The following is a 24,070-nucleotide window of genomic DNA, read 5'->3' on the forward strand; positions in this document are numbered from 1 at the left end:
AGCGTCCTCTCCTCGGTTGGCCGTACGGCCGGGGCAGGTCGCATACCCGCCGCTGGCCGACCATCCAGTGTTGCACGGTGTGGGATGTCCGAAGAAAGATGCTCACCGGCCGCAACCGTGACGGCACTCACGAACGTCTAGTAAGGGGACGATTGCCAGGGGAGGCTCCATGAGGCGTGTTCGGATCACTTCCCGGTTGGTTGCCCTGGTGGTGGTTGTGCTGGTCGGCGCCGGTGCGTGCGCGTTCGATCCGCAGTCCGGCGGGAGTGGTGGCGGGGGAGCCGCCCCAGCCGGTGCGGAACAGGTAACGGGGGCGAGCGACACGCCCGGGCCGGACCAGCGCGGCCGGCCAACGCCGGCCGCGCCCACAACCGCCACCACCAAGCCGACGCCGACGTCGAAGCCCACCCGCAGCGCCACGCCGAAACCGACCCCCAGCACCGGTACGCAGACGGTCGCCGGGTGCCCGCAGGGCCAGCACCAGCGCGAGGTGGAGACCTACCTGGCCCGGTTGGGCGGGTTCGGGGCCGTGACCGTGGACGGTCGGCAGTCCGCCGCCGACTGCGCCGCAATCAAGAAGTTCCAGAAGAGGTACGGCATTCGCCCCGTCGAGGGTCGCGCCGGACCCACCACGTACGACGTGGCCAAGCGCCTCGCCACCACCGACCCGGCCCGTTGCAAGGCCGGCACGGGCACCACGTTCTGCGTGGACCTGACCCGGCAGACCGTCTGGGCGGTCCGCGGCGGCAAGGTGATCATGCCCCCGACGGTGACCCGCACCGGAATGTCCGGCTACCGCACCCCCGCCGGCACGTTCACCGTCAACTTCCGCAACCCCAAGGAATGGTCCGACCCGTACGAGGTGTGGCTGCCGTACTGGCAGCACTTCACCCAGGGGATGGGCTTCCACGAGACCACCACCTACCTGCACGACAAGTCGATCGGCTCGCACGGCTGCGTCAACCTGCTGCACGCCGACGCCGTCCGCATGTGGGAGCTGGGGAAGGTCGGCACCCGGGTGGTACTGATCGGCCGCCGCCCCGGCACCTGACCGACACGGAGCGAATCGCGGGGGATAACCCCTGTCCGACCGGTCTTGCGAGTGTCACCCTGGGAGTCCAGGGCCGGACCGGGCGGGGAGGCTGGGCATGACGGTCGACCGTGACGTGATCGCAGAGCATGAGCAAATACCACCCGACGAGGTGTCCCGCGCGACCGTGATCGCCTACGCCGTCGCCGCGTCGCTCCTCGTCGGGTGGTTCCTCTTCGGCTGGCTGGTGCTGCGGCAGGGCTTCATCGACTCGGTCGGGGAGTCCGCCGGCGCCGGGTTCGGGCTGTTGCTGGTCATCTCGGTGGTCGGCACCGTACGCCGCAGCCGCCGCTGACCGACAGCATCCCGCACGGCATTGCCCGTCAGTTCCGGGAGGATCGTTCAGTCCGCCAGCACCGCCGCGGTGATCCGGTGCAGCGCGAACGTGTGCAGCATCTCGGTCCGTTCGTCCTCGGCGCGTAGGTAGCCGGCACCGATCGAGACCGGCTTGACCAGCCGCGACGCGGTTGCCCCGTGTGCGTCGACGTAACCGACCCAGACCAGCGCCTTGTCGCGCACCGCCTGCTGGAGCACCGCGAGGGCCTCGCTGTGCGTGTGCGCCGGCACCGGGCCACCGCCCAGCCCCGCCGCACCGCCGCGGACCACCGCCGGTGCCCGTCGGGCCGCCCGTGCCGCCGCGTCACCTCGTCGAATGTGCTCCACCACCCCGAGCAGCCGGGGCATGGGCAGCTTCGGGGCGGCCAGCGGATCGAGCGTCCGGGTGGTCACCGACACCCGGGCCGGTGCCCGCCGGATCCGTGGCCGGGCCAGCACCGCGCTGCCCGTGCCGTCCTCCTGCACCGGGGCGAACCCGGCGTCGCGGAGCGCGCCCAGCAACCGACCAACCTGGTATTGCGTACACAGCACCGTCGGCGCGAGTCGGCGTAGTGCCAACGACTCCAACCGACGGTCGGCCAGCACCTCGCTGAGCAGAGTCTCGTCGTCGCTGCGCAGGTACGCCCCGGCCAACCCGACCCGCAGCCCGCCGTGCTTACGGGCCACGTCGTCAACCAGGTAGGTGAGCCCCTGCGGCACCGGGGTACGCGACCGTCGCCGGAACACGTCGTGCAGATCGTCGGCGGTGTAGCCGGAGTCCAGTGCTCGCCGGACGCTCGCCGTGGTGACCCGGTGCACGCTGGCTCCGCCGGCCGATTCGAGTTCGGTCATCGCCTCCAACTCGGCGGCGAGCGCCGGCTCGGGTGGGCCGGGCACCACCACGGTCAGGTCGGCCTGCACCAGGAAATGGTCGACCGGGGCAGGCAGCAGTGCGTCCAGCGCTCGGGCGGCGCTGGACGGGTCTCCGCTCTCGACGTCGGCGTGCACGCCCAGCGGGTCGCCGCCGCCCCGCTCGTCGGTCGACGTCAGGTCACCGAGCAGCAGCCGACCGTACGAGGTGAGCGCCCCCAGCCCGGTGACGCCGAGTTGTGCGGCCTCCGCCAGCACCTCCCGGTGGGCTGCGTCTCGGCCCCGGCTGCGTCGCGGCGCCCGCCAGTCCAGCAGGTCCTGCACTTCCTCCGGTGTGGGCGCGGTCGCCGGCTCCAGGTCGGCGAGCACGCCGAGCACCGCTCGCCGGGTGGCCGGCACGCTGGCCCGTTCGGCCTCGGCGGAGAGCGCGGTGATCGGCCGGTCCCGGTCGTCTCGGCGGCCGACCAGCCCCACTTGCCGGGTCATGGTCAGCCAGGCTCGGGCGAGCTGCTCCCACCGCTGGGCCAGCGAGGCGGCCCGCCACACCTCGTACCCGCCGGTCGGCAGCACCTGCTGGTCCGCCCCGTACCGGCTGGTGGTCACGCCGGGCATCTCCAGCTCACCGGCGAGCCCCGCCGCGTACGCCACCTCGAGCAGCAGCGCCGCGGTCGGTTCGTCCAGCCCGGCGGTACGCGCCAACCGGCGCAGGTCCCGCACACCGATGCCGCCAGAGCGCAGCACCGGCGCGGGTTCGTCGGCGAGTTGCTCCAGCAGCCCTTCGGTGTGACGGACCACCTCCATCGTCTGTCCAGCTCCAGCCGAGTCGACCGCCTTCGGCTCGCGCGGCGCGGCAGCCACCGGTGGCCTGCTGGTGCGCAACGGCCCGAGCGGCCCGCTGTCGCGGCGCAGCAGCAGGCCAACCTCGCGGGGCAACTCCACCGTGCCGCTGGTCGTCGACGAGCCGGTCGTCACGGGGACCAGCAGCCGGTTGTCGACGAGCCAGCGCACCGGGGAGCCGGTCGGGGCGCCACCGTTGGTCGGGTCGGAGAGCACCGGGTCCTCCGCACCGAGCGGCGGTGCCTGCAACGCGCCCGGGGGCACGCTGCCCACCGGTGGGCCAGCCGCCAACCGGTCCAGGATCGCGCGGGCTGAGGGTGGGGCGGCGAGCAGCGTCCGTCGTAGCTTCGCCGGGTCCGCGCAGAGCGCGGCCGTGCGCGGGTCCAGCTCTGCGGCTGGTCGGCCGAGCCCAGCGGGGTACGGGGCGACTTCGTCGACGGCGGGCACCACCTGCAGCGCGTGCTCCGGGCCGTACAGCAGGAAGAGCGCGCGCAGCCGACCCACGGCGGCTCGGATGGCCGTCGGTGCCGGCGGGCGCGGCCCGGCGGTCGCCATCGCAAGTACGGCGTCGGTGGCCGTGGTGCCGTCGTCCGGGCTTCGGGTGAGGCGGGCCGCGTCGAGGATCTGGAGGGTGAACTGGTCCAGCCCGTCCAGGGCGCGCGCCACCGACACCCGGGACTGGGCCCGGATGGCCAGGGCGGAGACGTCGGCTGGCACGGGCACGACGAGGTCGGGCCGCAGCTGGAGGAGCGCGGCCAGTGACTCGTCGGGCAGCGACCGCAGGTGGTCGGCGAGTGAGGTGGTCATCGTCTTTCCACGCTAGCCCGGCACCGGGCCATCGCGCCCCTCGGACGTCCGGCCGACCAGGAGTCGCCGGGTAGGTTTCTTGACATGCCCGCACTGACCGTCGGATTCGACCTCGACATGACCCTGGTTGACTCCCGCCCCGGCATCGCTGCGACCTACCGGGCGTTGACCGCGAGGACCGGTGTGCCGGTGGATGCCGAGCTGGCGGTGTCCCGTCTCGGCCCGCCGCTGCGCACCGAGGTCGCGCACTGGTTTCCGGCGGAGCAGGTCGAGTCGGCGGTACGCGTGTACCGCGAGCTGTACCCGGCGTACGCGATCACGCCGACGGTTCCGCTGCCTGGCGCGCGGGAGGCCATCGACGCGATCCGCGCTCGGGGCGGACGTGTGCTCGTCGTCACTTCCAAGATCGGGCGGCTGGCCCGGCTGCACCTGGACCACCTCGGCCTCACGGTCGATGAGTTGGCCGGTGACCTGTTCGCCGAGCAGAAGGCGACCGCCCTGCGGGAGTTCGACGCGACCCACTACGTCGGTGACCACGTGGCCGACATGGTGGCGGCGGTGACCGCCGGTGTGCCCGGCATCGGGGTCGCGACCGGCCCGTGCTCCCCGGCTGAGCTGCGGGCGGCCGGGGCGGACGTGGTGCTGGATGATCTCACCGAATTCCCGGCGGCGCTCGACGGCATGATCCAGCTAGCCTTGGAGCAGTAGCGGCTCAAGTGAAGCAGGGGTTTTCAGGTGCCTACGGGTCGAGTGAAGTGGTACGACACGGCCAAGGGATACGGCTTCGTCACCAGTGACGAAGGCGGCGACGTGTTCCTGCCCAAAGCGGCGTTGCCGGCAGGTGTCACCGACCTCAAGGGTGGCCAGCGGGTCGACTTCAGTCTGGTGGACAGCCGCCGGGGCGCGCAGGCCATGGGAGTCAAGCTCCTGGACGCGCCCACGTCGATGGCGGAGTTGCGCCGTCGGCCAGCCGAGGAACTGCACGGCCTGATCGAAGACATGATCAAGGTGCTGGAGGCGAAGGTCCAGCCGGACCTGCGCCGGGGTCGGTACCCGGACAAGAAGACCGCCCAGAAGATCGCTCAGCTGGTCCACGCCGTCGCGAACGAGCTGGAGGTCTGAGGCACCAGCCCTGCGGTGGCGGCGCGGTCAAGCAGTGCCGTCACCGCGGCGAACCCGGCCTCGCCCAGGTCAGCGGTGAACTCGTTGACGTAGAGGCCGATGTGCCGGTCCACCACGTCGAGTTCCATCTCCTGGGCGTGCGCCAGCACGTACTCTCGGCTCGCCGCCGGGTCCGCCCAGGCTTGCCGGACCGACTCGCGGACCCATCCGGCCGCGGCCTCCGGGTCCACCGCGCCACGTCGGGCCAGGATCGCGCCGAGGGGGATGGGCAGGCCGGTGTCGGCCTCCCACCACTCGCCGAGGTCGACCAGGGCGCTCAGGCCGTGCCGGTGATAGGTGAACCGGGCCTCGTGGATGACCAACCCAGCGTCGTAACGGCCGGCTGCGACGCCCGGCATGATCTCGTGGAACGGGACCACCTCGATCCGGGCCGGCGGCCGGCCGGCCGACCAGAGCCGGAACAGCAGGTACGCGGTGGTCCGGTCGCCCGGCACCGCCACCGTGGCGCCGGTCAGGTCGGTGCGGTCCGGCCCGCCGTCGCGGTCGCCCCGGGTGAGCACGAGAGGGCCGCAGCCGCGGCCGAGCGCGCCACCGCAGGGCAGCAGGTGGTAGTCGTCGAGCAGCCACGGCAACGCCGCGAAGCTCACCTTCACCAGGTCGAACGCGCCCCGCTCGGCCGCCGTGTTGGTCACGTCCACGTCGGCGTACGTCACCTCGATCGGGGGCGCACCGGGCACCCGCCCGTGCACCAGGGCGTGAAAGACGAACGTGTCGTTGGGGCAGGGCGAGATCGCCAGAGAGAGCGCCACGCCCCCACGTTAGCCCCGCCCCCGCCCCGATCAGTCGCCGCGGTCTCGCAGCTGTGATCTGCCGGGCACCCGCCGCCTGCCCGCCGCCGCCTGCCCGCCGCCGCCTGTCCGCCGCCGCCTGCCCGCCGCCGCCTGCCCGCGAGCCATCGTCGGGGCTGGGTCGTCTCTGCTGCTCCCTGTAGAGCTGCCCCGTCTGTGGGGCACGATGTCGGCGGTGACGGTCGTCGAATCGTCGGCCCACTCATCGGCGGGTCGCAGGACAGGCATCGACGGGTCGCAGGACAGGCATCGACGGGTCGCAGGACAGGCAACGACGGGTCGCAGGACAGGCAACGGCGGGTCGCAGGACAGGCATCGGCGGGTCGCAGGACAGGCAACGCCTCGGGCCTCTCCGACCGTCGGGGCGAGGGGCGCCCGCGGGTCCGCCAGGTGGCCTGGGCATCTGTCCGGGTGCTGGGCACTGCCGTGCGGCTAGGTGCACCCGTGTCGTGCCCCACTGACGGGGCAGCTCTACAGGCGCTGACGAAGGGATGTACACAGCGGCGGAGACACTATCCACAGGGTTGTCCACAGGTGGACGAGTGCTGTTGACGGCGCGAGCTGAGCGGAAAACCATGGACGGGTGGCTGCCGACAAGGGTGCAATCGACGTGGCGGCAACCCTGCGGGATCTTCGTCGACGTGCCGACCTGAGCCAGCGCGAGTTGGCCGAGAGGTCCGGGGTCCCGAAGAGCACGTTGGCCCGGATCGAGGCGGGGCAGGGTGCCGGGCCGGCGTTCCGCACGGTGGAGCGGCTGGTCCGTGCGGCCGGTGGTGAGGTCGTTCTCAAACTCCCCGGCGCCTGCTCCTCTGCGGCGGCCGACGAGTCACCGCAGGCGCCTGACAACGAACTGCGGGACGAGTTGCGGGACGAGTTGCGGGACGAGGCCGGTCGCCGCTACCCAGCGCACCTCGACGTCCGTCGAGTCCTGACTCTCAAGGACTGGCCGGCCGCCTGGTGGGTGCACTCCTACACCCTTCCGCAGCGGTTGTGGCCGGTACGCGTCCCGGAGCTGACCTATGACCTCGATCGAGCACGACGTGACGAGCGGCGGTTGCGGGACCAGACACGGGCCCAGGTGCGGTTTCGGCGCGCGTTCGAAGGGCTGCCGGCCACCTCGTGGCGTTTTCTCGCCGAGGTGCCCGGGGCCGGGCCGGTCGGTGAGCTGAGGGCCCATGAGCGAAGCCTGGATCTCCTCCTCGGCGAGGATTGGGGCGACCGGCGTGAGTTGGTGTTGGAGAGCATCGTCGTTGCTCCCGGCCTACGGACCCTGGGCGTGGGCCGTCAGCTGATCGAGCTGTTGGCCCGGGAGATGGCAACCGCCGACATCCGGACCACCCGCGCGATAGCCGACGGCGGCAACGTCGAGTTTCTGCTCGCCTGCGGGTTCGAGCTACAGACGGGTCGACCGTCGGCGCTCACGCTCGAAGTCCGTCCGCCACGGCCATAGTCAGCGCAGTGCCGGGGCCGCTGCGGTCAGCGCGGTGAGAGCTTCGCGCAGCCGCCACGCGTTGCGGTCACGGGGGCCGATCGGGTTGGAGATGGTGCGTAGCTCGGCGAAGGGCACCCCGGCCTGCGCCGCGGCGACCGCCACCCCGTACCCCTCCATGGCCTCGGCGACCGCCTCCGGATGCCGTCGGCGCAGCTCCTCGGTGCTGGCGGCGGTGCCGGTGACCGTGCTGACCGTGAGCACCGGGCCGGTCGTGGCCGCCGGGAGGGCCGCCCGCAGCGCCGCCAGCAGCCCCGAGTCGGCCTGCAGCACACTGCCGGTGCCGAGCAGTGCGAGCGGCATGCCCAACTCGTCGACGGGGATGAAACCGTCCGGTGACTCGGCGCCCAGATCGGCGGCGATGCTGGCGGTGCCGAGCACCGTGTCGCCGACCTCCGCCCGCCCGGTGAAGCCGCCGGCGACGCCGGCGCTGACCACCGCGCGGTACGGGCGTCCCGCAGCCTCGGCCAGCACCAACAGCCGGGCGGTGGCGGCGCCCGCGACGGCCGGGCCCACGCCGACCGGGGCGACGGTCACGGCGGCGTCGGTCAGCCCGGCACGGACCGCGTCCGCCTCGGCTGGCACAGCCGTCACCACCAACAGGCCGGTCACGAGAGTGAGCCGGGGGATTCGCGGCGGGTCTCGTCGTCGGCACCGCTACCCGGGCCACCGACGGCCGAGGACGGTCGATAGATGTGGTAACCCGGCGGGGTCAGGCCCGGGTCTTCATGCTGCGCCGAGCTGGTCTGGGCCGGCGCTGGCGAGGTGGGCGCGGGGTCTGCGGGCTCGTCCGCCGGCTCGTCGCTCAGGTCGTCGTCGGTCAGTTCGTCGTCGCCGAGCGGCCGGCCGGCCAGCTTCTCGCCGCGCAGCCGGGCGGCGACCAGCACACCCCGGATCGCGGCCACAATGCCGACCCCGGCGGCGACGGCGATGCCCATCCGACCGTTGAACGGGACCAACCCGAGGCCGCCGCCGACAACGAAGGCGAGCATCAACACCGTCTCGGAATGGGCGAAGGAACTGGCTCGCAGGCGTTCTGGGATCCGCTCCTGGATCGAGGCGTCCACGGCCAGCTTCGCTATCCCGCTGACCAACGCGGCGACCAGGCAGAGCAGCGCGACCATCAGGAGCGAGAACTGGATGACGGCGAGCACCGCCACCCCAGCGACGATGATCATGCTGCTGGACTGGATGGCGGTCGGCCGGTGGATGCGTAGTCGGGTGCCGATGGCGGTGGCCAGGAAACTGCCGACCGCGAGCGCGGCACCGACCAGCCCCAACGCCCACTCGGCACCCAGATCCCGGCCGAACACCACGGTGGTCAGATCGCCCTTCTTGATCGCGAAGGCGAGGAAGAGCAGCAGGAAGCCGTACACCGCACGTAGGGTCGCGGCGCCGATCAGGGTGGCGATCACCAGCCGGCCAGCCGGACGACCCCGGCCCAGCGGACGATCGCCGCCGCGGCGGCCCAGCGCGCGCAGCGCTCGGGGGACCCGCTCCGGTGGCTCCGAGTCGGCCTTCGGCGGCAACCGCAGGGAGATCACCATGCCGATCAGGAAGATCACCGACGCGACGCGCAGCGGCCACTGCGGCCCGAACCAGAACGCGGCCAACCCGATCGGCGCCACCAGCGCGCCCGCGACCGTGCCGTAGACACTGGCCCGGGCGCCCACCTGGGAGAGGCCGAGGCCTTCCGGCAACAACCGGGGCACCGCCGCGGAACGGGCCACGCCGTACGCCCGGGACAGCGCGAGCACCCCGAACGCGGCCGGATAGAGCCCGAAGCCGTGGATGTAGTCGGAGATCAACCAGGCCAGGAACGCGCGGCCGAGCATCGTGGCGGCCAGGGCGTACCGCCGGCCGTGCCGGAAGTGGTCCAGCAGCGGGCCCACCACGGGAGCGAGCATCGCGAACGGCACCATGGTCACCAGCAGGTAGAGCGCAACCTTGCTGCGGGCCTCGCCCAGCGGCACGTTGAAGAAGATCGTCCCGGCCAGGCCGATGGCGATGAGAGTGTCACCGGCACAGGAGACCGCGTGCAGGTCGAACAGGCGAACCATGCCGACCTCGCCGCCGGCGCCCCTGGTCCGGGCTCGCCCGGCCCGGCGGGTCACCCAGCGGCCGCTGCCCACCGAACCGCGCAGCAGCAGACGAACGGCGCGAATGCTGGTGCCGACGGTCCGCCCGAGGACGGATCGCCCGGAGCGGGAGTACGACGGCATGTGCACCATCCTCGCCCATCTGATCCGGGTACGCCGCACCACTGCGGGGAAAGGTTCCCCGGGAGTCCCTGTCACCCCTGCGGGGCGCATGGGGAACAATGGTGAAGTGACCAGGCCCGCCTCCACCCGCGCCGCCCGTCTCGACCAGGTCTGCGCCGCCGCCGTCGAGGTGGCCCGCGCTGGCATAACCGAGGTGGACGCTGACGACGTCGGCGACCACCTGCAGGTCGTGGCCGAAGGTGAACGGCTGGTCACCCACTACTTTGAGTGCCGCCTCGCCGGCTACCGCGGCTGGCGGTGGGCTGTCACCGTCACCCGGGTGTCGCGCAGCAAGACGGTCACCATCTGCGAGACGGTGTTGCTGCCCGGCCCGGACGCGCTGCTCGCGCCCGGCTGGCTGCCCTGGCAGGAGCGGCTCAAGCCGGGCGATCTCGGTCCGGGCGATCTGCTGCCGACCTCACCGGACGACGATCGGCTGGTCCCCGGTTACCTGCTCTCCGACGACCCGGCGGTCGAGGAGACGGCATGGGAGTTGGGCCTCGGGCGAGCGCGCGTGCTCTCCCGGGAGGGCCGTGTCGAGGCGGCGCAGCGCTGGTATGACGGCGATCATGGCCCTGCCGCGCCCATCTCCACCGCAGCGCCGGCCGCTGCCCGTTGCGGCACCTGCGGCTTCTACCTGCCACTTGCTGGTGCGATGCGGCAGGCCTTCGGGGCGTGCGGCAACTTCTACGCCCCGGACGACGGCCGGGTGGTGAGCGCCGACCACGGTTGCGGTGCCCACTCCGAGACGCTGATCGAAGCGGCCGAGACCGCGGTCGAAGAGCTACCCACTGTGTACGACGACAGTGCGGTGGAGGCCATGTCGGTCAGCCGCGCCCCGGGCTCGGTGGAGACAGCCGAGCCAGCGGAGCCCTACGGGCACTCCTGATCGTGCGCGCCGGGGTGCCCCCCGGTGCAGTGGTCAGGTCAGTTTGCGCGGCGGCGGCGTCGGTTGGCGTCGTGCCGCATCATCACGGCGAGGCCCGGGAAGCCCCACAGGAAACCGGCAAGGCAGGTCCAGAGCCAGTTCTGGTGACCGTGGTCGGTCAGCCAACCCCGGAAGAAGACCAGCAGGACCAGCCCGACCACCGCCCAGGCGATCAACCCGGCGAGGGCGAACGGCACCATCGGCGGGTCCAGTGGTGCGGGCCGCGGTGGCTGCTCGTCAGGCATCCGGCAAGCGTACGCGATCTGCTTTCCCTGCCCGTGAGCGATCTGGGACGATGCCCGCGACAACTGGAAGATCACCTGCGAGGACCTGATGGCAGTAGCGCCGCCCGATAACGGCACCCCTCCCACCTCTGCTCACCCGCGTAACGGCTTCGACCGGTTCTTCGAGATCTCTGCCCGTGGCTCGACGTTGAGCCGCGAGGTACGCGGAGGCCTGGCGACCTTCTTCACGATGGCGTACATCGTGGTGCTCAACCCGCTGATCCTGGGTGGTGCTGTCGACGGTGACGGCAAGACCCTGCCGATTCCCGCGCTGGCTGCCGCGACCGCGCTGGTCGCTGGCCTGATGACCATCCTGATGGGTGTGGTCGGCCGGTTCCCGTTGGCGCTCGCCGCCGGTCTGGGCGTCAACGCGCTGGTCGCGTACGAGATTGCTCCCGAGATGACCTGGGCCGACGCGATGGGCCTGGTCGTGATCGAGGGTGTGATCATCGCGGTGCTGGTGCTGACCGGTTTGCGGACTGCGGTGTTCCGCGCGGTGCCGACCCAGTTGAAGACCGCGATCGGGGTCGGTATCGGTCTGTTCCTGACCATCATCGGCCTGGTGGACGCCGGCTTCGTCCGGCGGATCCCGGACGCCGCCAACACCACGGTCCCGGTGGGCCTGGGCATCGGCGGCAAGCTGGTGAGCTGGCCGATGTTGGTCTTCGTGGTGGGTCTGCTGCTCACCCTGGTGCTGGTGGTTCGCCGGGTGCGGGGCGCGATCCTGATCGGCATCCTCGCCTCGACCGTGCTGGCGGTGATCGTGGAGGCGATCGGCAATATCGGCCCGTCGTTCGTCAACGGTCAGCCCAACCCGAAGGGCTGGTCGCTGAACGTGCCGGAGCTGCCGAAAACGGTGGTAGACCTGCCGGACCTGTCGCTGCTCGGCAAGTTCAACGTGCTCGACTCGTGGGGTCGGGCCGGCTGGCTGGTAGTGCTGATGTTCGTCTTCACGCTGTTGGTCACGGACTTCTTCGACACCATGGGCACGATGGTGGCGGTCGGCCAGGAGGGCGGCCTGCTCGACGAGCGGGGCACCCCGCCGCGGGCCAAGGAGATCCTGCTGGTCGACTCGATCGCCGCGGCGGCCGGTGGCGCGGCCAGCACCTCCAGCAGTACGTCGTACATCGAGAGTGCTGCCGGTGTCGCGGAGGGTGCCCGAACCGGCGTGGCCAACCTGGTCACCGGGGTGCTCTTCCTGTTGGCGATGTTCCTTGCGCCGTTGGTGGTGATCGTGCCGTTCGAGGCGGCCTCGACGGCCCTGGTGGTGGTTGGTTTCCTGATGATGACCGCGGTGCGGACGATCGACTGGTCCGACTACGAGATCGCCATCCCGGCGTTCCTCATGATCGTGCTGATGCCGTTCACCTACTCGATCTCCAATGGGATCGGTGCCGGCCTGATCACCTTCGTCGTGGTCAAGCTGGCTCGGGGTAAGGCCCGGGAGGTCCACCCGTTGCTGTACGGGGTGGCCGCGCTGTTCGTGCTGTACTTCCTGCGTGGGCCCATCGAGTCTTTGGTGCTCTGACGGGTGTCGGGGCGGGGGATCGATCCGGATTCCCCGCCCGTAACATCATGAATCCTCTCGTGAGCCTGGTCATAACTGATGTCGTTAGCCAAGCTCATTAGTTAAGCTAACTACTGTGACGGAGCGGACGGTGACGGCGAAACGCGTGCCACCGGCGCAGCTGGCCCCCCAGCTGCGTGATGCGATCACCCGACTCAACCGGCGGGTCCGCCAGGCCCGACCGGTTGGCGACCTTACGGTCACCCAGGTCTCTGCGCTCACCAGCCTGCGGCTGGCGGGCACGATGACGCCCCGGGAGCTGGCCGATGTCGAACGGGTGCAGCCGCCGACGATGACCAAGATCGTCGGGAAGTTGGAGGACCGTGGCCTTGTGCGGCGGACACCCCATCCGACCGACGGCCGGCAGGTCATCCTCGCGGCGACCGAGGGAGCGCAGGCCGTGCTCGACCAGTTCGAGCGGGCCCGCGACGAGTGGCTGGCCCACCGGCTGGCCGCGCTGGACGAGGACGACCGGGAGACCCTGCAGAGGGCCGCCGAGATCCTTCAGCAGCTCGCTCGCGACTGAGCCGCACCCGCGCCACCGGGTCCGTGCCGTCACCTGTCGATGACGCGTACGTCCGGAGGAGGCGCACCAAGAGTGCAGGCGAAGCTGAGCACGATGTTCCAGTCCCTACAGGTCCGCAACTACCGCCTTTTCGCATCCGGACAGCTGATCAAGTTGCTCGGTGTCTGGATGATGTACATCGCCCAGGACTGGCTCGTCCTCGATCTCTCCAACAATTCGGCCACCGCGCTCGGTGTGGTCACCGCCTGCCAGTTCACCCCGGTGCTGCTGCTCACGCTGCTCTCCGGCCGGCTCGCCGACCGGTACGACAAGCGGGTGCTGCTCTTCGCCGCCAACGCCTTCTGGAGCTTGCTGGCGCTCGGCATGTCCCTGCTGGTCCTCACCGACATGGTGCAGCTCTGGCACGTCTTCGCCTTCGCCGCGCTGCTCGGCACGGCCAACGCCGTGGAGACCCCGGTCCGGCAGGCGTTCGTCTCCGAACTCGTCGGTACGCCCCTGCTGCCCAACGCGCTGTCGCTGAACGCCGCCGTGTTCAACTCCGCGCGGGTCGTCGGCCCGGCCATCGCCGGCCTGGCCATCGCCGCGTTCGACGTCGGCCCGGTCTTCCTCTTCACCGCTGTCAGCTCCATCGCGCCCCTGGTAAACGTGGTCCGGATGCGGACGTCCGAGCTGGAACGCGACGCCTTGCTGCCGCGCGACGAGCGGGCGTCCACGCGGGTCATCGACGGGCTGCGGTACGTGTGGCGCCGCCCCGACCTGCTGTTGCCGATGGCGGTCATGTCGGTGATCGGCATGTCGCTCTTCAACTTCCAGCTCACCCTGGCCGCGCTCGCGAAGACTGTCTTCAACACCGGCGCTGCCTCCTTCGGCCTGTTCAGCACCGCACTGGCCGTCGGCGCGCTCGGCGGGGCGCTCAGCGGCACCGGTCGGCGTAGCCGCCCGTCGATCTGGCTGGTGCTGGGTGCGGCGATCGCCTGCGCCAGCTTCGGCACCCTCGTCGGTCTCGCCTCGGCGTACTGGCTGGTCGTGGTGCTGCTGGTGCCTACCGGCTTCTTCATGGTCTTCTTCGCCCAGGCCGCCAACCAGCGGGTCCAGTTGGGCGTGGACGCCGCCTTCCGGGGCCGGGTGATGTCCCTGTGGGTGCTGGTCTTCCTGGGCACCAACCCGGTCGGCGCGCCGCTGATCGGCTGGGTCGCGGAGCACTACGGTGCCGGTGCCAGCATCTGGATGGGCGCGCTGATCTCGCTGGCGGCCGCGCTGATCGCCCTCACCTGGCAGCTGCGCCGATCCGGCGCCCGGGTGCGCTTCCGGATCCTCCCGATGCCCCGCTTCTACGTAACCCCCACCGACTGCTGAGGTGAGTTCAGGGGCCCCTTCCGATCGGACATTGCGCCGGAGGGGCCCCTTTTTCGCAGCCGGCAGGGCCGGGGCGAGTCTCGTTGGACGGATTGCGCGGATGCGGCCAAACCGCTGGCGGGGTGGCACGGCGGGGCTTAGCGTCGATACGTGGGAGTCGGACGCGCGCTGATGCTGGCCCTGGCGTTCCTTGCCGTGGCCACTCTGCCGGCGGCAATCGCCCTGCTCTTCTGTTATGACGAGATCCTCGACCGGGTGGTTTGCGGCTGGTCCGAATGGCGTGAGCGCAGACGGGAAAAACGCACCATCGCTCGGCTCGACCGGGCCATCGAGGCCGACGCGCTGACCCGCGACATCGACCTCAGCGACTTTGATCGCATCGACCGTCGGCCCCTGGAACAGCTCGCCGCCGACCTGCGCCGCCTCGGCGGCCAACGGCTCGGCGGCACCGGCCGGCCGATGGTCTGGCATGAGGCGCTGCTCCAGGCGTACGACGACAGACTTCGGCTGGCTTGCCGTGCACTCGGCATCACCGAGCACCTCGCCGAGTTGGAGGGCGTCGACCAGGAGATCGAGCGGGTCCGCGTGGAGGGCGTGCTGCACGCCGCCGGGCTGGCCCTGCCTGCGGCCCGGGCCGGGCACCGGCAACGGCACCACTGAGCGACGGTTGCGGCTCTTCGTCGCGGTCTGCCCGCCCCCCGAGCCGGTCGACCACCTCGGCGCGCAGGTCGCGCGACTACGGGTTTCCGCAGCGGCTGCCGCCGGCGTCAACGTCCGGCTCGCCGATCCGGCCCAACTGCACGTCACCCTGGCCTTTCTCGGCGACGTCGAGGCGGCCCGGCTGGTCGAGGTGGTGAGCGCGCTCAGGCTGGCCGCCGAGCGGTTCCGCGACGGCCGGAACGCCCTGCCCCGGTTCAGTCTCGGTGGCGGTGGTCGGTTCGGTCAGGGTCGGTCCACTGTGCTCTGGGTGGGCCTGCGAGGCGAGGTCGAGGCACTGCACGTGCTCGCCGGGCTGGTCCGGTCCCGGTTGCGGCAGACCCGGCTGCCGTGCGACGACGCCAGGCCGTTCCGCCCGCACCTGACCGTGGCCCGGCCCGGTGATCGGATGGACCTGGCCGACATCGAGGCGGACCAGGCCGACCTGGACGACTACCAGGGACCGGAGTGGCCGGCGATCGAGCTGCTGCTGATGAGCAGCCACCTCGACTCGCGACCATCGCGCTACGACCGGCTCGCCGCCTGGCCGCTCTGACCCGGCACTCTCGTCAGGGCGTCCCCGGCTGGTCCTGGTGCGGGCTCGGCTGGGCAGTGGCCGCCGCGGGTCTGCTGTGCAGGACCTCGCGGGCCTGTTCGGCGGCGCGGACGATGCTCTCGCTGATGAAGTCGAGGAAGCGGGCGATGTTCTCCAGGCGGGCGGCGGCCGGGGTGTGCGGGCCGAGGAGGGCGACGCCCTGCCGCGCGGTCTCGACGAGTTGGTCGTTGGCTCGGGCGCTGGCGATCGTGGCCTGGTAGAAGAGTTCGTCGTCGACGACGTAGCGGTCACGGCGGCGTTCGTCGCGCTCGCGGCGAACCAGGCTCTGACCCTCCAGGAAGGTGATCGCCTTGGAGATGGACGCTGGGCTGACCTGGAGGCGCTGAGCGAGCTCGGACGCGGTGAGTCTGCTCGAGTCGGTGGTGAACAGGCAGGTCAACACGCGGGCCGCCATCTTGCTCAGACCCGACGCCATGAGGACGGTGGTGAACGCCTCCTCGTATTCGGCCAGGGCCTCGGCGTCACGGCCTTGGGGCTGTGCGACTGACTCCGTCGTGCGGGAGGAGGCCGACCTGCGTCGGTGGGCGCGGCGTTCGGTGGCGCGGTGGGCCAGGTCGGCGCGGTAGGCCAGGGGGCCGCCGTTGCGCATCACCTCGCGGGTGATCGTCGAGGTGGGACGGTCGAGTCGTCGGGCGATCTCCGCGTAGGGGAGGTCGTCGACCAGCCCCAGCGCGATCTGCTGGCGCTCCTGCTGGGTGAGTCTGCCTCCCGGCATCGTGATCTCCCTGGTGGTCCTTCGTGGGCGGCCCGTGGCGCCTCCACCATAGCGTTCACTTCTGGCCCATTGCAACACTGGCCCGCGGGGAGCGTTGCGTTACTTCTCGGGCAGTTGCAACAGTTGTGAGGATTCTAGCTGGGAAAACGTTCTGGTAACGCAACGCACTTGTTGCCGGGGTGTAGAAAGCAACGTAGCGTTTCCGATATCAGAAACGCTGTACGAGCACGGGAGAGCATGATGAAGACGTTCGACACCCCCGCCCCCATCTCCGCCGTCCTGAACATCCCCTCCGGTCGCATCCAGTTCATCGCCGCGGACCGCGTCGACACGACGGTCGAGGTGCTGCCGACCGACCCCTCCAAGAGCCGCGACACCAGGGCCGCCGAGCAGACCACCGTCGCGTACTCCGACGGGGTCCTGCGGATCGCGGCCGCGACACCCGGCAACCCGCTCGTCGGTCCCTCCGGATCCGTGCAGGTCACCGTCCGGTTGCCTGCCGACTCCCGCGTCGAGGCCAAGGCCGCCAGCGCCGAGCTGCGTGGTGTCGGGCGTCTCGGCGACGTCACCTTCGACGGCGCGTACCGCCAGATCAAGATCGACGAGGCGGCGAGCGTGCGCCTCACCGCGATCGACGGCGACGTGGAGGTCGGGCGGCTCACCGGTCCCGCGGAGATCAGCACCGCGAGGGGCGACATCCGGATCGCCGAAGCCGTGCGCGGTGCCGTCGTGCTGACCACTCAGTCCGGCGACATCTCGGTCGGCGCCGCCGCAGGCGTGTCGGCCGCACTGGACGCCGGCACCGGCCACGGCCGGGTCAGCAACGCCCTCAAAAACGACGGCACCACCGCACTCGACATCCGCGCCACCACCTCCCACGGCGACATCACCGCCCGCAGCCTCTGATCCCGACCGAACGCCCGACGCGACCAGGAGTGCAGACATGCCAATGAACAACGATTCCGCGACGAGTGCGTCCTGGACCGGCATGGTGCCGGTCGACGACACGGCCCTGGCCGTCACCGACACCGGCGGTCCCGGGGTCCCCGTGGTCTACCTCAACGGCCAGTTCGCCACCCAGGGGTACTGGCGGCGGGTCATCGCCGAACTGGGCACCGGGTGGCGGCACATCACCTACGACGAGCGGGCTCGCGGCAGGAAGTCGAAGCGCTCAACGGACTATTCCTTCGAGGCGGCCGTCCGGGATGTCGATGCCGTCCTCGCGGCCCGGGGCGTGCACCGCGCGCTCGTGGTGGGCTGGTCCTACGGAGCGGTTGTCGGGGCGCACTGGGCCAGCCGCAACCCGGAGCGCGCCCTGGGCGCGGTCCTGGTCGACGGCGCGTTCCCGCACGACTGGCTCGACGAAGCCATGGCGCAACGGATCCGCAAGATGTTCCGACGGATGAACCTCTTCATGCCGCTGCTGCGCCCGACCGGTCTGACCCCTCGGATGAACGCCGACCAGATGGCCGACAGCAACATCGAGCTCGGCCAGCTCTCCCGCGAGCGCGAACTGGGCCCCGTGCTGGACACCATCACGGTGCCGGTGCGGTACGTGGTCGCCTCGGGGACGTCCCTGGGGAGCCGCGGTGACGAGCAGGAACAGATCCGCGCCAGCCTCGACGCGGTGATCGCCCGGAACCCGCACATCCGGATCGGGGCGAAGGTCGCCAGCAACCACGGTGCGATCCTCAAGAAGGACTTCCCGGCCGTCGCCGAGGCCGTACGCGAGGTCGCCGGCCTCGACCGCGAGGACGCCGAAGACCGTCGATGAGGCTCACGTGTTTCGTGTTGGCGGGTGGCAAACCGCCACCCGTCAACACGAAGCGTCAGGAGGACTCGCGTGCGGCCGGACCGCTGCCGAAGAGCACGTCGTCCCAGCTCGGCAGGCGCTTGCGCGGCTTGCCGTTGGCATCGGTGGTCTCGCCGCCCGCGGCGGCCGCGGCGCCCGTCCGGCGGGGCCGCAGCACCGCCAGCGACGGCACGGCCGGCACCTCCTTGGGTGCGTCCGAGTCGTCGTCGAAGGCCGACCCCTGGCCGCCGCCGAGCAGCGCGGCGGCACCCCCGCCGACCGGCCGCTGCCGGGGCGCGTCCGACCCGCCAAGAGCAGCAGGGGTACGTGGCTCAAGGCCACGACCCGACGAGGCTCCGAGTGGGCGGTCCAGTGAGGCGAGCAGCGCGTCGCGTCCGGCCCGGATCGGGTCCCGGCCAGGGCGCGGATGCTCGGACGCCGCCGGCAACCCGTGCCCACCACGACTCGGCTCACCGCGCGACGGACCGGGCAGGCCGTGCCCGCCCCGCTCCGGTGCCGGCTCCTGGCCGAGGATCGGCGTGGGCCGCTCGGCGCACAGGTATTGCGCCATGTCGTCGTGCGGGGCAACCGACTGTCGGGCCTTGTCGAGATCCCAGATGGCCTGCGCGGTCGCCTTGCCGGACGGCCAGGTGGCGATGATCCGCCAGGTGCCGTCGTCCCGCCGGTACGCGTCCCAGGAGATCTTTTCGGTGTCGATGCCGTGCTGGCTCAGCCGACCGTTGACCACCTCGGCGAGCGGGGTGGGCTTCTCCGCGCCCTTGAGGCGGGTGCGGCGGGCGTGCTGGGCGAGCATTGCCCGCTCCTGAAGGACCGGGCCGGCGTAGCGCAGCACCCGGTCGACCGGCACCCCGGCGATCCGGGCGACATCCTCAGCGGACTCGCCGGAGCGGATGCGGGCCTGAATGTCCCGAGGAGACAGTGAAGGGATCGGGTCGGCTGCGGCCGGCGCCGCCACGAGCGGCGGTGCGCCGGGCTCGGCGTGCAACGCCCCCGAAATCCGGTCGTCGATCGGCAGGGCGAGCAGTCGCCCAACCTCGTCAGCGAGAACCAGGGCATGGCCGTCCTCGGAGAGGGCGACGAAGCGTACTGGGCGCATAGCGTTGCCTCCGTCCCGCTTCGCTGGCCGCACGCCACGAGTCGGCCACCCAGGCGTCTCGGACCACCGTACGCGCATCTGCCTCGGGGTGGGGGAAGTGACACCCCGCATGTCGTGACTGAGCTGCAACGATGATCACGGTCGGTGTCCGTGGAGGCCCCAACGGACACCGACCGTGACGAACCTCAGAGTCGCTCGACCACGTAGTCGATGGACGCGGTCAGCGCCTCGACATCCGCCGGCTCGACGGCCGGGAAGAGCGCCATCCGCAACTGGTTGCGACCGAGCTTGCGGTACGGCTCGGTGTCCACGATGCCGTTGGCGCGCAGCGCCTTCGCGATCGCGGTGGCGTCCACGCCGTCGGCGAAGTCGATCGTGGCGACCACGTTGGAGCGCAGCGCCGGGTCACTGACGAACGGGCTTGCCACGCTGGACCGCTCCGCCCAGCCGTACACCGTGGCGGCGCTCTCGGCGGTGCGCTTGGCCGCCCAGGTCAGGCCACCCTGCGCGTTCATCCAGTCGGTCTGCTCAGCGGCCAGGAAGATGGTGGCCAGCGCCGGGGTGTTGTAGGTCTGCTCCAGCCGCGAGTTGTCGATCGCGGTGACCAGGTCGAGGAAGGCGGGGATGTAGCGCCCCGAAGCCTTGATCTCGGCGGCGCGCTCCAGCGCGGCCGGTGACATCAGAGCCAGCCAGAGGCCGCCGTCGGAGCCGAAGCACTTCTGCGGAGCGAAGTAGTAGACGTCGGTCTCGCCGACGTTGACATCCAGGCCCCCCGCGCCGGAGGTCGCGTCGACGAGCAGCAGCGCGCCCTCGTCCGCCCCGGCCACCCGGCTGATCGGGACAGCCACACCGGTCGAGGTCTCGTTCTGGGGCGTCGCGTACGCGTCCACGCCGGACTCGGCGATCAGGGTCGGCGCGCTGCCCGCGTCGGCCTTGCGGACGGTCGGCTCGCCCAGGAAGGGCGCGTCCTTGACCGACTTGGCGAACTTGGCGCCGAACTCGCCGAAGCTGGCGAACTGGGCCCGGTCGCGGATGAGGCCGAAGGTGGCGACCTCCCAGAACGCGGTGGTGCCGCCGTTGCCGATCACGACCTCGTAGCCCTCGGGCAGCGAGAAGAACTCCGCGATGCCAGAGCGCAACCGGGCCACCTGGTCGCGGACCGTCTTCTGCCGGTGCGAGGTGCCCAGGTAACTGGTGGCAACCTCGGCAAGTGCGGACACTGCCGCGGGGCGGACCTTGGACGGGCCGCAGCCGAAGCGTCCGTCGGCGGGCTTGATCTCATCGGGAATCCGGATGGTCGGTGCGTCAGCCACGGTCTTGAATGTCCTTCCGCAAGGGCGAGGTGGGCCCGGCGACACTGCCGGCCCTCATCCTTGCACTCGGACCCATCGGTGGCAGCCGGGCCCCCGAGGGCTGGGCTGAGTCCTTCGCCACACCTCGCCGACTGCCAGCGCACAGCAAAAGGGGCCCCTGCGCAACGCCAGACGTTGCGCAGGGGCCCCTTCCATACCGATCAGACGCCGTGCGGGATGGCGGCCCAACCTTCGACGTCGGACGGCTTGCGGGTCTCCGGGCCGATGTAGCGGGCGGACGGGCGGACCAGCCGCTGCAGCCGCTTCTGCTCCAGGATGTGCGCGCTCCAGCCGCCCATCCGTGCGCAGGTGAACATCGAGGTGAACATGTGCGCCGGCACCTCGGCGAAGTCCAGGACGACGGCCGACCAGAACTCGACGTTGGTGGCCAGCACCCGATCCGGGCGGCGGGCCTGCAACTCGGCAAGTGCGGCCTTCTCCAGCGCCTCGGCGATCTCGAAGCGCGGCGCGCCCAGCTCCTTGGCCGTACGCCGGAGCACTCGGGCGCGCGGGTCCTCGGCCCGGTAGACGCGGTGGCCGAAGCCCATCAGCCGCTCGCCGCGATCGAGCACGCCCTTGACGTAGCCCTCCGCGTCGCCGCTGCGCTCCACCGCCTCCAGCATGCTGAGCACCCGGGAGGGGGCACCGCCGTGCAGCGGGCCGGAGAGGGCGCCGATGCCGGAGGAGATGCAGGCAGCCGCGTCCGCTCCGGTGGAGGCGACGATGCGAGCGGTGAAGGTGGACGCGTTCAGGCCGTGCTCGGCGGCCGAGATGAAGTACGCGTCGACGGCCTTGACGTGCCGCGGGTCGGGCTCGCCGCGCCAACGCTTCATGAACCGCTCGACGATGGTCTGCGCCTTGTCGATCTCCTTCTGCGGCACCGCCGGCAGGCCGAGGCCCCGGGCGGACTGGGCGACGAAGGAGAGCGCGGTCACGGAGACCCGGGCGAGGTCCTCGCGGGCCTGCTCATCGGAGATGTCCAGCAGCTGGTCGAGCCCCCAGTAAGGCGCCAGCATGGCGACCGCGGACTGCACGTCGACGCGGATGTCACCGGAGTGCACCGGCACCGGAAACGGCTCCGCCGGCGGCAGGCCGGGCCCGAACCGGCCGTCGACCAGTAGTGCCCAGACGTTGCCGAACGACACCTGGCCGATCAGATCCTCGATGTCGACGCCGCGATAGCGCAGCGCGCCGCCCTCACGGTCAGGTTCGGCGATCTCGGTCTCGAAGGCGACAACGCCCTCCAGCCCGGGTTTGAAATCGGCCATCTGGCTCTCCTGGATCTGGTCGGTGCGCCCGCTCGGCTCATCCGGCCCGGTCGGCCGAGCGCCTTAGGCGACCCTCAGGGATGTGTTCGGAACATACTGCCTGCTGAGTAAGGGATACGCGACCCGCTGCGACTGTGCTGCACGCGACATCTCCGGACGCGCATTCTCGGCGTCACTCGGTGAGACTGGGCGGTGCGCTCTGGCCAGCGCGGGAGGGCGTTGGCCAGGTCGCCGAGAAGGAGTGGGGACGTGACGGGCAACACACCCGCCCCGGCCGCGATGCGTAACGAGTACGCCGCGGACCTGGGCCTGACCCAGGCTGACCTGGCCGGCGACTGGCACACCCAGTTCGACCGCTGGTTCGCCGACGCGGCGGCTTTCGGGCTACCCGAACCCAACGCGATGGTGGTGGGCACCGCGGACTCGGCCGGACGGCCGAGCGGACGGACGGTGCTGCTGAAGGGGTACGACCCGGAGGGTTTCGTCTTCTTCACCAACCACCTGTCGCGCAAGGGTGTCGAGGCGTCCGCCAACCCGTACGCCAGCCTCGTCTTTCCGTGGTTCGCCATGCAGCGTCAGGTGGTGGTCGCCGGCCGGGTCGCGCACGTCGACCGCGCGACGAGTGAGGCGTACTTCACCAGTCGCCCGCGCGGCTCCCAACTGGGTGCCTGGGCCAGCCCACAGTCGCAGGTGGTGCCGGACCGCTCGGTGCTGGAGGAGCGCTACCAGGAGGTGACCCAGCGGTTCGCCGACGAGGCGGAGATCCCGACCCCGCCGCACTGGGGCGGGTTGCGGGTCCAACCCGAATCGGTGGAGTTCTGGCAGGGTCGGGCCGGCCGGTTGCACGACCGGCTCCGCTTCCGCCGCCTCGACGAGGGTGGCTGGATCGTCGAGCGGCTGGCGCCGTGACGGGTGTGCAGGAGGCTCGGCCGCGCGGAGCGCGCCGCTGGGCGATCGACGTACGTCCGCTGGGAGTGCCCGCGTACCGGCGGCTCTGGCTCGGCAACACCGTGGCGATGTTCGGTTTCCAATTTACGGCCGTAGCGGTCCCGGTGGAGATGTACGCCCTGACCCGGGACTCGTTCTGGGTGGGCCTGCTGGGCGTGGCGGCCTTCGTACCGCTGCTGATCTTCGGGCTCTGGGGTGGTGCGGTCGCCGATGCCCGCGACCGCCGTGCCGTGCTGCTCGGCGGGTCGGTGCTGCTCTGGGCGTCCACCCTCGGGCTGCTCGCCCAGGCGTTGCTGAACGTTGGCAGCCCGGTGCTGCTGTTGGCGTTGATGGCGCTGCAGTCGGTGGCGTTCGCGATCACCGCGCCAGCCCGCAGCGCCATGCTGCCGCGACTGGTGCCGGACGACCTGGTGCCGGCTGCCAGCACGCTCAACTACACGACCTTCACCGCAGCCTCGGTCGCCGGCCCGCTCGTCGCCGGCTTGATTCTCTCCGCCTCACCGGACACCACTGTCGTCCTGCCCATCGCGTACGGGGTGGACGCGGTGCTGTTCACCGCGATGCTCTGGGCGGCGCTGCGCTTGCCCGCGCTGCCGCCCGAGCCGACCGCCGACGGTCAGGTCCGCCGTGCCGGTCTGGCCAGCGTGGTCGATGGGATCCGCTACCTGGCCACCACCCCCGTACTCCTGCTGTCCTTCGGGGTGGATCTGATCGCGATGATCCTCGCCATGCCGCGGGCGCTCTTCCCGGAGATCGCGCACGAGCGGTTCGGTGGCGGTGGAGCGGTCGGCCTGCTCTACAGCGCCATCGCGATCGGCTCGATGATTGGTGGGCTGACCTCCGGCTGGATCGGCCGGCTCCGCAGGCAGGGGCTCGGCCTGGTGCTCGCGGTGGTCGCCTGGGGCATCGCGATCGCCGCGGCGGGGTTGGCCCACCAGCTGTGGCTGATGGTCCTGCTGCTCGCCGTGGCCGGTGCCGCCGACCTGGTGAGCGCGGTGCTGCGCCAGTCGATGTTGCTGGTCTACGCGCCGGACCGGATGCGCGGCCGGCTCCAGGGCGTCAACACGGTCGTGGTGGCGGGTGGCCCGCGTCTGGGCGATCTGCGGGCCGGGACCATGGCCGCCGGGTTCGGTGGCGGCGTGGCCTGGGTGGCCGGTGGGCTCGCCTCGGCGGTGCTCGTGGTGGTGCTCGCGGTCGCGTTCCCGGCACTGCTTCGCTACCGGGCGGCGACGGCGTCGAGCGGCGACCGGACGTGACCGGTTAGGG

24 protein-coding genes are annotated in these 24,070 nt (G+C 71.2%); 15 read left to right on the plus strand and 9 right to left on the minus strand.

The annotated features are described in order from the left end of the window. The first annotated feature begins 169 nt into the window (after positions 1 to 169). Together ACLQ28_RS07150 and ACLQ28_RS07155 are read left to right on the plus strand one after the other, a co-directional pair. The gene (locus ACLQ28_RS07150; protein ID WP_425685401.1) at positions 170 to 1,051 is read left to right on the plus strand and encodes a L,D-transpeptidase family protein; all 882 of its coding nucleotides are present in this window, start codon (positions 170 to 172) and stop codon (positions 1,049 to 1,051) included. A gap of 97 nt (positions 1,052 to 1,148) precedes the next feature. After that, the gene (locus tag ACLQ28_RS07155; protein ID WP_425685402.1) at positions 1,149 to 1,385 is read left to right on the plus strand and encodes a hypothetical protein; all 237 of its coding nucleotides are present in this window, start codon (positions 1,149 to 1,151) and stop codon (positions 1,383 to 1,385) included. Positions 1,386 to 1,432: 47 nt separating this feature from the next. Here ACLQ28_RS07155 and ACLQ28_RS07160 read toward each other — a convergent pair whose 3' ends face one another. Beyond that, positions 1,433 to 3,919: a helicase-associated domain-containing protein gene (locus ACLQ28_RS07160; RefSeq protein WP_425685403.1), complete on the minus strand. Its 2,487-nt coding sequence runs from the start codon at positions 3,917 to 3,919 to the stop codon at positions 1,433 to 1,435. A gap of 84 nt (positions 3,920 to 4,003) precedes the next feature. Between ACLQ28_RS07160 and ACLQ28_RS07165 the strand changes: the two genes are divergently transcribed. Both ACLQ28_RS07165 and ACLQ28_RS07170 read left to right on the plus strand, forming a co-directional pair. Further along, positions 4,004 to 4,627, plus strand: coding sequence for an HAD family hydrolase (locus ACLQ28_RS07165; protein WP_425685404.1), 624 nt, complete (start codon positions 4,004 to 4,006; stop codon positions 4,625 to 4,627). A 27-nt stretch (positions 4,628 to 4,654) separates the two neighbouring features. Then, positions 4,655 to 5,041 carry a cold-shock protein gene (locus ACLQ28_RS07170; protein ID WP_425685405.1) on the plus strand — a complete coding sequence of 129 codons (387 nt, stop codon included), beginning with the start codon at positions 4,655 to 4,657 and terminating at the stop codon, positions 5,039 to 5,041. On the opposite strand, the gene ACLQ28_RS07175 is transcribed toward ACLQ28_RS07170, so the two are convergent. Beyond that, positions 5,002 to 5,850 (minus strand): 1,4-dihydroxy-6-naphthoate synthase, encoded by an 849-nt coding sequence (locus ACLQ28_RS07175; protein ID WP_425685406.1) that lies wholly within the window; start codon positions 5,848 to 5,850, stop codon positions 5,002 to 5,004. The genes ACLQ28_RS07170 and ACLQ28_RS07175 overlap by 40 nt on opposite strands. Before the next feature lie 622 nt (positions 5,851 to 6,472). On the opposite strand from ACLQ28_RS07175, the gene ACLQ28_RS07180 reads away from it, so the two are divergent. Then, positions 6,473 to 7,339: a GNAT family N-acetyltransferase gene (locus ACLQ28_RS07180; protein ID WP_425685407.1), complete on the plus strand. Its 867-nt coding sequence runs from the start codon at positions 6,473 to 6,475 to the stop codon at positions 7,337 to 7,339. Here ACLQ28_RS07180 and ACLQ28_RS07185 read toward each other — a convergent pair whose 3' ends face one another. Beyond that, a complete protein-coding gene (locus ACLQ28_RS07185; RefSeq protein ID WP_425685408.1) occupies positions 7,340 to 7,990 on the minus strand; it encodes a futalosine hydrolase in 651 nt (216 codons plus the stop codon). It lies immediately after the preceding gene. Then, on the minus strand, positions 7,987 to 9,600 hold the full coding sequence (locus ACLQ28_RS07190; RefSeq protein WP_425685409.1) for an MFS transporter: 1,614 nt from the start codon (positions 9,598 to 9,600) through the stop codon (positions 7,987 to 7,989). The genes ACLQ28_RS07185 and ACLQ28_RS07190 overlap by 4 nt, the downstream gene beginning before the upstream one ends. A gap of 88 nt (positions 9,601 to 9,688) precedes the next feature. Here ACLQ28_RS07190 and ACLQ28_RS07195 point away from each other — a divergent pair, with 88 nt between their 5' ends. After that, positions 9,689 to 10,528: a DUF3027 domain-containing protein gene (locus ACLQ28_RS07195; RefSeq protein WP_425685410.1), complete on the plus strand. Its 840-nt coding sequence runs from the start codon at positions 9,689 to 9,691 to the stop codon at positions 10,526 to 10,528. A 38-nt stretch (positions 10,529 to 10,566) separates the two neighbouring features. Here the strand turns inward: ACLQ28_RS07195 and ACLQ28_RS07200 are convergent, their stop codons facing one another. Further along, a complete protein-coding gene (locus tag ACLQ28_RS07200) occupies positions 10,567 to 10,812 on the minus strand; it encodes a DUF2530 domain-containing protein (RefSeq protein ID WP_425685411.1) in 246 nt (81 codons plus the stop codon). Between the two features lie 88 nt (positions 10,813 to 10,900). On the opposite strand from ACLQ28_RS07200, the gene ACLQ28_RS07205 reads away from it, so the two are divergent. The 5 genes from ACLQ28_RS07205 to thpR all read left to right on the plus strand — a co-directional run bounded on the left by ACLQ28_RS07205 (position 10,901) and on the right by thpR (position 15,552). Then, positions 10,901 to 12,379: an NCS2 family permease gene (locus ACLQ28_RS07205; RefSeq protein ID WP_425685412.1), complete on the plus strand. Its 1,479-nt coding sequence runs from the start codon at positions 10,901 to 10,903 to the stop codon at positions 12,377 to 12,379. A 115-nt stretch (positions 12,380 to 12,494) separates the two neighbouring features. Continuing rightward, positions 12,495 to 12,944, plus strand: coding sequence for a MarR family winged helix-turn-helix transcriptional regulator (locus tag ACLQ28_RS07210; RefSeq protein ID WP_425685413.1), 450 nt, complete (start codon positions 12,495 to 12,497; stop codon positions 12,942 to 12,944). Positions 12,945 to 13,016: 72 nt separating this feature from the next. After that, complete coding sequence (locus ACLQ28_RS07215; RefSeq protein ID WP_425685414.1) at positions 13,017 to 14,300, plus strand: MFS transporter; 1,284 nt, start codon at positions 13,017 to 13,019, stop codon at positions 14,298 to 14,300. A gap of 150 nt (positions 14,301 to 14,450) precedes the next feature. After that, positions 14,451 to 14,960, plus strand: coding sequence for a hypothetical protein (locus tag ACLQ28_RS07220; protein ID WP_425685415.1), 510 nt, complete (start codon positions 14,451 to 14,453; stop codon positions 14,958 to 14,960). A gap of 7 nt (positions 14,961 to 14,967) precedes the next feature. Further along, positions 14,968 to 15,552, plus strand: a complete 585-nt coding sequence (gene thpR / locus ACLQ28_RS07225) for an RNA 2',3'-cyclic phosphodiesterase (RefSeq protein WP_425685416.1) — start codon at positions 14,968 to 14,970, stop codon at positions 15,550 to 15,552. A gap of 13 nt (positions 15,553 to 15,565) precedes the next feature. Here thpR and ACLQ28_RS07230 read toward each other — a convergent pair whose 3' ends face one another. Beyond that, positions 15,566 to 16,327 (minus strand): helix-turn-helix domain-containing protein, encoded by a 762-nt coding sequence (locus ACLQ28_RS07230; protein ID WP_425685417.1) that lies wholly within the window; start codon positions 16,325 to 16,327, stop codon positions 15,566 to 15,568. 240 nt (positions 16,328 to 16,567) lie between these two features. Here ACLQ28_RS07230 and ACLQ28_RS07235 point away from each other — a divergent pair, with 240 nt between their 5' ends. Continuing rightward, positions 16,568 to 17,233 (plus strand): DUF4097 family beta strand repeat-containing protein, encoded by a 666-nt coding sequence (locus tag ACLQ28_RS07235; protein WP_425685418.1) that lies wholly within the window; start codon positions 16,568 to 16,570, stop codon positions 17,231 to 17,233. Positions 17,234 to 17,270: 37 nt separating this feature from the next. Continuing rightward, on the plus strand, positions 17,271 to 18,101 hold the full coding sequence (locus tag ACLQ28_RS07240; protein WP_425685419.1) for an alpha/beta fold hydrolase: 831 nt from the start codon (positions 17,271 to 17,273) through the stop codon (positions 18,099 to 18,101). Positions 18,102 to 18,156: 55 nt separating this feature from the next. Here ACLQ28_RS07240 and sepH read toward each other — a convergent pair whose 3' ends face one another. The 3 genes from sepH to ACLQ28_RS07255 all read right to left on the minus strand — a co-directional run bounded on the left by sepH (position 18,157) and on the right by ACLQ28_RS07255 (position 21,856). Continuing rightward, a complete protein-coding gene (gene sepH / locus ACLQ28_RS07245; RefSeq protein ID WP_425685420.1) occupies positions 18,157 to 19,236 on the minus strand; it encodes a septation protein SepH in 1,080 nt (359 codons plus the stop codon). Between the two features lie 185 nt (positions 19,237 to 19,421). After that, a complete protein-coding gene (gene serC, locus ACLQ28_RS07250; RefSeq protein WP_425685421.1) occupies positions 19,422 to 20,549 on the minus strand; it encodes a phosphoserine transaminase in 1,128 nt (375 codons plus the stop codon). 200 nt (positions 20,550 to 20,749) lie between these two features. Continuing rightward, a complete protein-coding gene (locus ACLQ28_RS07255) occupies positions 20,750 to 21,856 on the minus strand; it encodes a citrate synthase 2 (RefSeq protein ID WP_425685422.1) in 1,107 nt (368 codons plus the stop codon). A 279-nt stretch (positions 21,857 to 22,135) separates the two neighbouring features. Here ACLQ28_RS07255 and pdxH point away from each other — a divergent pair, with 279 nt between their 5' ends. Beyond that, positions 22,136 to 22,765 carry a pyridoxamine 5'-phosphate oxidase gene (gene pdxH, locus ACLQ28_RS07260; RefSeq protein WP_425685805.1) on the plus strand — a complete coding sequence of 210 codons (630 nt, stop codon included), beginning with the start codon at positions 22,136 to 22,138 and terminating at the stop codon, positions 22,763 to 22,765. Beyond that, positions 22,762 to 24,060 (plus strand): MFS transporter, encoded by a 1,299-nt coding sequence (locus ACLQ28_RS07265; protein WP_425685423.1) that lies wholly within the window; start codon positions 22,762 to 22,764, stop codon positions 24,058 to 24,060. The genes pdxH and ACLQ28_RS07265 overlap by 4 nt, the downstream gene beginning before the upstream one ends. Positions 24,061 to 24,070: the final 10 nt, after the last annotated feature.

It is taken from the genome of Micromonospora sp. DT201, from assembly GCF_049841575.1.
Classification (GTDB): domain Bacteria; phylum Actinomycetota; class Actinomycetes; order Mycobacteriales; family Micromonosporaceae; genus Micromonospora.

Coding starts and splice junctions, on each gene's coding strand:
- ACLQ28_RS07150 (WP_425685401.1), top strand. CDS start 170: ATGAGGCGTGTTCGGATCACTTCCCGGTTGGTTGCCCTGGTGGTGGTT.
- ACLQ28_RS07155 (WP_425685402.1), top strand. CDS start 1,149: ATGACGGTCGACCGTGACGTGATCGCAGAGCATGAGCAAATACCACCC.
- ACLQ28_RS07160 (WP_425685403.1), bottom strand. CDS start 3,919: ATGACCACCTCACTCGCCGACCACCTGCGGTCGCTGCCCGACGAGTCA.
- ACLQ28_RS07165 (WP_425685404.1), top strand. CDS start 4,004: ATGCCCGCACTGACCGTCGGATTCGACCTCGACATGACCCTGGTTGAC.
- ACLQ28_RS07190 (WP_425685409.1), bottom strand. CDS start 9,600: ATGCCGTCGTACTCCCGCTCCGGGCGATCCGTCCTCGGGCGGACCGTC.
- ACLQ28_RS07195 (WP_425685410.1), top strand. CDS start 9,689: ATGGGGAACAATGGTGAAGTGACCAGGCCCGCCTCCACCCGCGCCGCC.
- ACLQ28_RS07200 (WP_425685411.1), bottom strand. CDS start 10,812: ATGCCTGACGAGCAGCCACCGCGGCCCGCACCACTGGACCCGCCGATG.
- ACLQ28_RS07205 (WP_425685412.1), top strand. CDS start 10,901: ATGGCAGTAGCGCCGCCCGATAACGGCACCCCTCCCACCTCTGCTCAC.
- ACLQ28_RS07230 (WP_425685417.1), bottom strand. CDS start 16,327: ATGCCGGGAGGCAGACTCACCCAGCAGGAGCGCCAGCAGATCGCGCTG.
- ACLQ28_RS07235 (WP_425685418.1), top strand. CDS start 16,568: ATGAAGACGTTCGACACCCCCGCCCCCATCTCCGCCGTCCTGAACATC.
- ACLQ28_RS07240 (WP_425685419.1), top strand. CDS start 17,271: ATGCCAATGAACAACGATTCCGCGACGAGTGCGTCCTGGACCGGCATG.
- sepH (WP_425685420.1), bottom strand. CDS start 19,236: ATGCGCCCAGTACGCTTCGTCGCCCTCTCCGAGGACGGCCATGCCCTG.
- ACLQ28_RS07255 (WP_425685422.1), bottom strand. CDS start 21,856: ATGGCCGATTTCAAACCCGGGCTGGAGGGCGTTGTCGCCTTCGAGACC.
- pdxH (WP_425685805.1), top strand. CDS start 22,136: ATGCGTAACGAGTACGCCGCGGACCTGGGCCTGACCCAGGCTGACCTG.